This is a genomic window from Streptomyces sp. IBSBF 3136, from assembly GCF_036815105.1.
In the GTDB taxonomy this organism is placed as follows: Bacteria; Actinomycetota; Actinomycetes; order Streptomycetales; family Streptomycetaceae; genus Streptomyces.
Window position 1 is genome coordinate 1 of the sequence record NZ_JAJSZC010000105.1, and the last position, 8,203, is coordinate 8,203.

General features: G+C 75.0%; 4 protein-coding genes and 1 pseudogene. All 5 read right to left on the reverse strand.

Translation table 11 applies throughout. The features are described 5' to 3' along the window. A partial coding sequence (locus V7E45_RS22195; protein ID WP_333775956.1) for a serine/threonine-protein kinase occupies nucleotides 1–989 on the reverse strand: 989 nt, incomplete at its 3' end. A 114-nt stretch (nucleotides 990–1,103) separates the two neighbouring features. After that, complete coding sequence (locus V7E45_RS22200) at nucleotides 1,104–2,762, reverse strand: serine/threonine-protein kinase (RefSeq protein ID WP_333775957.1); 1,659 nt, start codon at nucleotides 2,760–2,762, stop codon at nucleotides 1,104–1,106. 53 nt (nucleotides 2,763–2,815) lie between these two features. After that, nucleotides 2,816–4,534, reverse strand: a complete 1,719-nt coding sequence (locus V7E45_RS22205) for a serine/threonine-protein kinase (protein WP_333775958.1) — start codon at nucleotides 4,532–4,534, stop codon at nucleotides 2,816–2,818. A gap of 150 nt (nucleotides 4,535–4,684) precedes the next feature. Next, complete coding sequence (locus V7E45_RS22210; RefSeq protein ID WP_333775959.1) at nucleotides 4,685–6,367, reverse strand: serine/threonine-protein kinase; 1,683 nt, start codon at nucleotides 6,365–6,367, stop codon at nucleotides 4,685–4,687. Nucleotides 6,368–6,529: 162 nt separating this feature from the next. Next, a pseudogene (locus V7E45_RS22215) lies at nucleotides 6,530–8,203 on the reverse strand (serine/threonine protein kinase); the annotation flags it as partial.

Here is an 8,203-nt window from a genome sequence, read left to right on the forward strand (position 1 = left end):
GCGCGGGGGCCTGGGCGGGGGTCGGCGCCGGGCGCGGTCGCCGGGGTCGGGGAGTTCGGAGCCGGTTCGGGCTCGTGCGCGGCAGCTGCCTCGGGTTCACGCGCCAGGGCCGGAGCCGGTTCGGGCTCACGCGCGGCAGCCGCCTCGGGTTCACGCGCTGGGGCCGGAGCCGGTTCGGGCTCGTGCGCGGCAGCCGCCTCGGGCTCACGCGCCAGGGCCGGAGCGGGTTCGGGCGTCTCCGCTGCGGGCGCCGCGTCCGCGCACGCCTCCAGGGCCGCCGCGACCTCCGCGGCGTCCGGCCGGGCCGCCGGGTCCGGGGCGTGCAGCTTGGTCAGCAGCGGCTCCAGCGGTCCTGCGTCCCCGCCCTCGACGGCGGTGGCCAGCAGCGCGCCGAGGGACCACAGGTCGGAGGCGGGCCCGGCGCCCGGGCCCGACGCGCGCTCCGGGGCGACGAACCCGGCAGGCGCCTCCTGGGCGTGGCCGTCCCCTATGCCGAAGTCGGTGACCACGACCCGCCCGGTGCCGGCCTCGATCAGGACGTTGGCGGGCTTGATGTCCCGGTGCACGATCCCGACGGCGTGCGCGGCCCTGAGCGCGCCGAGGACCGCGAGCCCGATCCGGGCGGCCTCGGCGGGACGCAGGGGCCCGCGCCGGACGGCCTCCCGCAGGGACTCGCCCTCGACCAGTTCCATGACGATCCACGGGAGCCCGTCCTCGGTGACGACGTCGTGCAGGGTGACGGCCGAGGGATGCCGCACCCGGGCGGCGGTCCGGGCCTCGCGGTAGAGCCGGTGCGCCGCCCGCCGGCTCTCCTCGTCGTCCGCCGGGTCACCGGGCAGGACGGGCTCCTTGACGGCGACGTCCCGCCGCACCGACTCGTCGCGCGCCCGCCAGACCGTGCCGGACGGCCCGGCGCCGAGGGGCGCGAGGAGCCGATAGCGCCCGCCGATCACACGTACGCCGTGCGGGAGTTCGCCGTCTCCAGTCATGTCACATGAGTACCGTGCGCACCACGCCGTTGTCGAAGCCGTCGGCTCGCGCCACCCACCGGCGCGGGGTGAACCCGCCACCGGTCCCGCGTCCGTCAGGAGGTCCTGTGCCCATCAGGGCGTCCTGATCTCCAGGTTCGCGATGGCCGTCTTGGCCACTTCCCGGCCGCGGGCCGTGAAGTCGCCCTTGCCCGGGTAGCCGACGGTGAGCCGGTACAGGTCACCGGACTCGGTGCGGTAGTAGAAGATCTGGATCTCGCGCGGGCGCGGGTCCTGGCTGTCGTCCGTGGTGTAGTCGACGGTGTTGGTGGCGGCCGGCCGGCCCTGGTACCGGGCGTTGTCGTCGGGGTGCGTCCTCGCGCCCTTGGGCATGTCGAGTTCGTAGGCGCCCTGGGTCTTGAACTTCTCGTCGTCGGCGCGCATCTGGGCCACCGCGTTGCTCTTGATCTCGTGCAGCGAGTCCTCGGACTTCCGGGTCAGGTCAAGGGCGATCCTGATGCCGCCGCTCCAGTCCGTGTACGACACCCAGCTCTTGTCGGTGTCGGTCTTGGCCGGGTGCCCCACCTGGTAGGTGGCGGGAACGGAGAGAGTCACGCCCAGCCGGGTGTCCGTCCGTCTCGCCCAGCCGTCGGGCAGCGGACCGGCGAACGGGTCGGCGAGGACCAGGTAGCCGGCCACCGCCGCGGCCGCGACCACGGCGGCTCCCACCCCGAGCCAGGTCTTCCGGCCCACGCGCCGCGGCCGGGCGGCCGGCACGGCGACCCGCGTCTGCTCGGCGGGCCGGGGTGCGGGAGGGTCGGCGGCCGCCTCCAGCAGGGCGCGGACCCGGGCCGCGTCCGGACGGGCGGCGGGGTCCTTCCGGAGCAGGCCGTCGACGGCCTCGGCCAGGGGGCCGCGGGCGGCGGGCGCGGCCGGGGTGGCGTGGAGGACGGACTGCAGGGTGGCCGGGGTGTTGCTGCGGCGGAACGGGGAGACGCCCTCGGTGGCCGTGTAGAGGACCACGCCCAGGGACCACAGGTCGCTCGCCGGGCCGGGCCGCCGGCCCAGCACCCGCTCGGGCGCGATGTATTCGGGCGAGCCGACGAAGCCGCCGGTGTCGGTCAGGTTCGTCTCGCCCTCGATCTGGGCGATGCCGAAGTCCGTGAGGACGACCCGGTCGTGCCGGCCCAGCAGCACGTTGTCCGGTTTCACGTCCCGGTGCAGGACGCCCGCCGCGTGCGCCGCCTCCAGCGCGCCGAGCACCTGGAGGCCGATCCGGGCCGCCTCGCGGGCGTCCAGGGTGCCCTCCTGGAGCGCGTCGCCGAGCGAGCGTCCGCGCACCAGCTCCATCACGATCCACGGCCGTCCGTCGACGACCGCGACGTCGTACACGTCGACCACCGAGGGGTGGTCGAGCCGGGCGGCCGCGCGTGCCTCGCGGCGCATCCGCTCGTAGGCGTTGGCGCGTTCCCGCTCGGGAAGCGAGTCCGGCACCCGGGGTTCCTTGACGGCGACCTCGCGGTCCACCGTCTCGTCCTTGGCCCGCCACACGGTGCCCATTCCGCCGTGCCCCAGCTTGGCGAGCAGCCGGTACCGCCCGGCGATCAGCCGCCCGGGCCCCTGGCCCGGGGCCGGTTGTGACGCCGGTGCCGGGACGGGTCGGGACGCCGGTGCCGGGGCCGGCCGCGGGTCGGGCTGCGGGTGCGGCCGCGCTTCCGGGCGCGGGTTCGGCGGTTGCAGAACAAAACTCGTCGTGTCGTCGGCGGTGCGGCCGACTCCCCCGTCACTGCTCATGGGTCATCCATATCGCGCCACAAGCGCGTTGAGCCACAGGGAGGCCGAACCGGTCACCGAGCCGTGACGGAGAAGGTGTCGACGGCCACGTCGAAGTACTCCCGGGCCTCGCGGACCTTGCCGACCGGCGCCGACACCCACACGTCGTACATCCGGCCGCCCTGCTCCCAGCACAGGTCGTAGGTGTGGCGCGCGCCCTCGGCGGCGCTGAAGCCGTCCCAGGTGAACTCCCAGAGCGCGGCGGGTCCTCCGGCGTGCGAGGTCGCGGTGACCCGGCCGTCGTGGTAGCCGGGGTTGGTGCTCGGCCCGTCGGCCGCCGCGCGGTTCATCACCGCGGCGGGGCCGCCCGCCTCGGGCGCGGCGACCCTGATGCCGAGGCGGAACGTCTGCCCGGACGAAAGGTAGAAGATCCGCTCGCCCTGCCGGTCACGGGTGAAGTCCTGCGGTACGGCGAGGGAGAAGCCGGCCGGGTCCCGGGCGGTGCGGTAGCCGGAGGGGGCGGTGTGGCTGCGGGAGGCCGCGGGCGCGCTGCTCGACGTCGGTGTCGAGGACGGTGACGCGCCGGTGGTGGTCCCGGGCGGGGAGTCGCTCGCGGTGGTCCGGGACGGGTGGCCGCTCGTCGGTGCCCGGCCTGTCGCGGGGCTGGTCGCGGTGGTGCCCGGAGTGCCGCCGTGCCCGTCCCCGCCGTGGTTCAGCAGCAGCGCCACCGCGGACACACCGGCCCCGGCGACCGCGGCCACGAGCAGCGCCGCCGCCAGCACCCCACGCGTCGACTGGCGCACGGGCGGCGGCCGTTCGGCGATGGGCGCCGAAGCGGGCACCGGCCGGTGCGGCACGTCGTGCTGGGTCGGCGTGTAGGGCGCCCCGGTGGCACGGCCGCCGGGGTCGGCGGTCCCGGGCGTGTTCCCGTCGGCGGCGGTGCCCGGCGCGGCCGGGGTGCGGCCCGTCTCCAGGAACGTGCGCAGCATCCGCTCCGCCTCCGCCGCGTCCAGCCGCCGGTCCGGATCGCGCTCCAGCAGGCCCCGTACGACCGGCAGCAACGGCTCGGCCTGCGCGGGCGGGTGAATGTCGGCGGAGACGACGGCGTGCAGGATGCCGCCGAGGGAGTCACGGCGGAACGGCGACTCGCCGCTGAGCACGGTGCACAGCAGCGCGCCGAGCGACCACAGGTCAGACTCGGAGCCGGTGCGCACCCCGGACATCCGTTCCGGCGCGGTGTACTCGGGCGAGCCCACGAAGGAGCCGGTCTCGGTGAGAGTCGTGGCGCCCGCGACCCGCGCGATCCCGAAGTCGGTGAGGACCACCCGCTCGGTGCCCGACTCGACGAGCACGTTCGCGGGCTTGATGTCGCGGTGCAGGACGCCCGCCTCGTGGGCGGTGCGCAGCGCGCTCAGCAGGTCGATGCCGATCCGGGCGGCCTCGGCGGCGTCGACCGGGCCGCGCGCCGCGATCCGGTCGGCGAGCGAGCCTCCCTCGATCAGCTCCATGACGATGTAGGGCCGTGCGCCCTCCTCGACGATGTCGTGCACGACGATGATGTGCGGATGGCGCAACTGGGCGACCGCGCGGGCCTCGCGCAGCGTACGGTCACGCTGGCGCAGGGCCTCCTCCGCGGAGAACGTCTCCTCCAGCGGCAGTTCCTTCACCGCGACCCGCCGGCCGAGCAACTGGTCGGTCGCCCGCCATACGACGCCCATGCCCCCACGGCCGATCAACGCCTCCAGGCGGTAACGGCCCGCGATCACACGGAAGACGTCCCCCTCGGTCCCCATGCGCCCCATCATGCCGCATCGGACGGACGCCCTCCGGGACGGCGATCGGCCAAGTGTGCCGTCACCCCGGCACAGGTGGCTTGAAGCATGCCGGCGGATCGGTCCCCACGATCCGCGGACGGGCCGGTACGTGAGCGCGTGTCCCCCGGATCAGTTCTCCTGGAAACTCCGCAGGATCCAGTCGAACTGCTTACTGGTGGTGGCCCAGTCGTTCGCCGGTGAGGCCGAGTAGAGGGCGTACTCGGTGCCGTCGTCGTTCATGTATCCGACGTCGATCGCGTGGTAGGGCCCGGGGAAGTAGTGCGGCGGGTCCTTGGCCAGCGCGTTCCACGTGTACTCCCAGCGGGTGCCCGGCTGGTCGCGGAAGAGCTCCTCCTTGAAGGTGAGCTGCTTGTAGGCCACCAGGTGCCGTGCAAGCCGCTCGTTCAGGTGGGTCATGTGCTCGTAGGAGGTGCGGTAGTCCGGCGCGGTGTCGACGGCGACCCGCACGAGGTGCTTGCCCTTGTCCGGCGAGTAGTCGACCTGCCGCAGGCCGTCCTGGTCGATGGAGACGGTCCGCGTCCACCCCTTGGGCAGGGAGATGCTGAAGCCCATCGGGTCCTTGATCCGCTCCCAGTCGACGGGGACCGCCCCCCGGCCGCCCACGGCGCTCGGACTGGCACTGCCGCTGGGGCCGGGGGTCGACGATCCGGAGGCGGAGTCGCCGTGACCGCCCGTGCCGAACTGCTGCAGTGCGACCGCGACCCCTCCGCCGACGATCGCGGCGAGGGCGACCACCAGGGCGAGCGTGCGCAGCCGGCGGCGTTCGGGCGGCCGTACCGGCTGTCCCTGCGGGACGGTCGTGTGGTGTCCGGCAGCCGTGGCGTACGGACCGGCGCCCCGCGTCGGCCCGGTCACCGGCGGGTACGGCGTTCCGGTGGCCCGCTCCGCGCCGGTGTGCGAGGGGCCCGGCTGCTGCGCCTCCGCCTGGAGGCGGTCGTGCTGCTGCGTGGACACGTACACCTGCGCCGTGCTCGGCCGTCGGCCCTCCGCCGCCTCGGCGAGCATCTGCTCCGTCTCGTCCGTGCCGGGCCGCCGCGCCGGGTCCTTCTGCAGCAGGGCGGTGATGACGGGGCCGAGCGGACCGGCGTACCGCAGTTCGGACGCCTCCTCCTCGACGACCGCCTGCATGGTGGTCAGCGGCGAGGTCCGGCGGAACGGCGAGCGGCCCTCCACCGCCGTGTACAGCGTGGCACCCAGCGCCCACAGGTCGGAGGACGGGCCGGGGTCGTGGCCGCGCACCCGCTCGGGGGCGAGGTAGTCGACCGAACCGACGACCTCTCCGGTGCGGGTGATGGTGGTGTCGCCCTCGATCTGCGCGATGCCGAAGTCGGTGAGCAGGACCCGGCCGTCCCGGCCGAGCAGCACGTTGCCGGGCTTGACGTCCCGGTGCAGCACGCCGGCGGTGTGCGCGGCGCGCAGCGCCCGCAGCACCCACAGGCCGATCCGCGCGGTCTCCCGCGGGTCGATGCGCCCGCGCTCCTTGACCGCGTCGGCCAGCGAGTGGCCCTCGACCAGCTCCATCACGATCCACGGGCGGCCGTCGTGTTCGAGCACGTCATGGACGGTGACGACGGCGGAGTGGTTGATACGCGCCGCGGCACGGGCCTCGGCCCGGGTGCGGGCGAGCAGCACGGCCTGCTCGCTCTCGGAGACGTAGAGCGCGGCGGTCAACTCCTTGACGGCGACCTTCCGGTGCAGCACCTCGTCGTGGGCGCGCCACACCCGGCCCATGCCGCCGCTGCCGATGGAATCGGCAAGCCGGTAGCGGCCCGCTATGAGCAGGCCCTGCATCTGATTCACGTTGCCCCGCAATGCTCTTGACAGGGTCAGACTAAGGACCGGCCTGTCCTCTGGGAACAAGCGGGGTACCAAGGTGACAGTCCTGTGACGGTTGTCGCCACGGCCCGCGACGGGGAGCCGAAGTCCCTTTTCCGCAGGCGGTATACGGGGCGCTCATCCCGTGTAGCGGTACGTCGCGACCGCCTGGTCGTACAGCCGTGTCACCTCGTCCCGCTCGGCCTCCGGGCCGCGGACCTGGACGATGTGGTAGCGGCCGTCCAGCAGGATCGCCATGTTGCGCACGTACAGGTCGCGCCCCTGTCCGTCGGTCCAGGTGAACTGGCCCTCGGCCATGGTCCGGCCGCCCACCTCGATGGTCCGCAGGCCGGTGGCGGTGGCCCAGCTGGAGGAACGGTACGGCTGGAGTTCGCGCTCCTTGTCGCGCTGGTAGACCATCGGATCGCTGCCGTAGGAGGAGGTGCCGTCCCGGCCCGGCACGACGAGCAGTTCGAAGTTCCCGTGCGAGTAGACCACCTGACCGGCGCCGTTCTTGGGCGTGCGGTCCCAGCCCTTGGCGACGGCGACCTGGAAGCCGTCCTGGTCCTTGCGCAGGGTGAAACCGTCGGCGACCGAGGGGTCCCCGCCGGTCTGGGTCTCGGTGGCGGGCGCGGACGACGACGCGCCGGGGCTGCCGCTCGGCGGCCGCCCGCCGGACGGCTGCTGGGCGTGGGAGGGCGCGGGGCTCGACTGCCCGGTACTGCCGGTGCGCTCACCGCCCGCCGCGCCGCTGTCCCCCTGCTTCGGCATGAACAGCATCGCGTACGCCACCGCGCCGGCCAGCAGCAGAAGGATCAGCAGGAGCAGCGTCCGGCCGAGGCTGCGCGGTGAACCCGCTCCCTCCGCGGCCCGCTTGTGCCGTCCGTGCGGATGGGTGGCCGGCACCCCGGCGCGCCGGCGCCGCACCAGCTCGCCGCGGCGGCGGACGATGGGCAGGCGCCTCGGGTCGGGGGGCGGGACGGGGACCACGTGGACCCCGGCGTCCGGCTCGGGCGCCGACCGCACCAGCGAGCGCAGCCAGCCGCCCAGTTCCTCGAAGTCCAGCCGGTCGGTGGGGTCCTGACGCAGCAGCGACTCCACGACGGGGCGCAGCGGCCCGCACTCCTCGGCGAAGGCGGGCGGTTCCGCGCACACCATCTGGACCAGCTCGGCCGTGGACTCCTCGGGGTAGGGCGCGTGTCCCTGGACGGCCCGGAAGAGCAGCGCGCCGAGGGCCCACAGGTCGGTGGCGGGCCCGATCGGCGCCGCGAGCTGCCAGTTCTCGTGCACGGGTCCGGCCTGTTCCGGCGCCCAGCGCTCGGTCACCGGTCCCACCACGGTCATCCGCACCTGCCGGGCCCGTTCGGCGGCGAGCGCGGTGCCGGGACCGCGGCGGGCGGCGGTCACCGCGTCGTCCCAGCGGGCACCGGCGGGCACCGCGCCCGTGGCCGGGCCCGGTACCTGTCCGGGAAGGGTCGCGCCCTGCCCCGGGGAGCCGTGACCGGGGCCGTCCGGGTGGCCGGCGGACGCCTGACCGGGCACGGGCAGCCGGCCGGGGGCGGGCGCCGCCGCGGGCAGTCCGAGACGTCCGCGGTCGGCACCCGGCGCGGTCGCGGGGTCACCTGCCACGGAGCGCGGTGTGGCGCCGTGCCAGGGGTTGCCTTGCACCCCGTAGGGGTCGGCGATGCGGCCGGGTGGCGGGGCGCCCGGACCCGCGGTGTACGGCTGCCGCGGGGCGCCTTCGGTGCCGTCCCCGCCGCGCGGCCTCGGGGTCGGTGTCGGGCGCGAACGGGGTCTCCGGCGGTGGTCCCA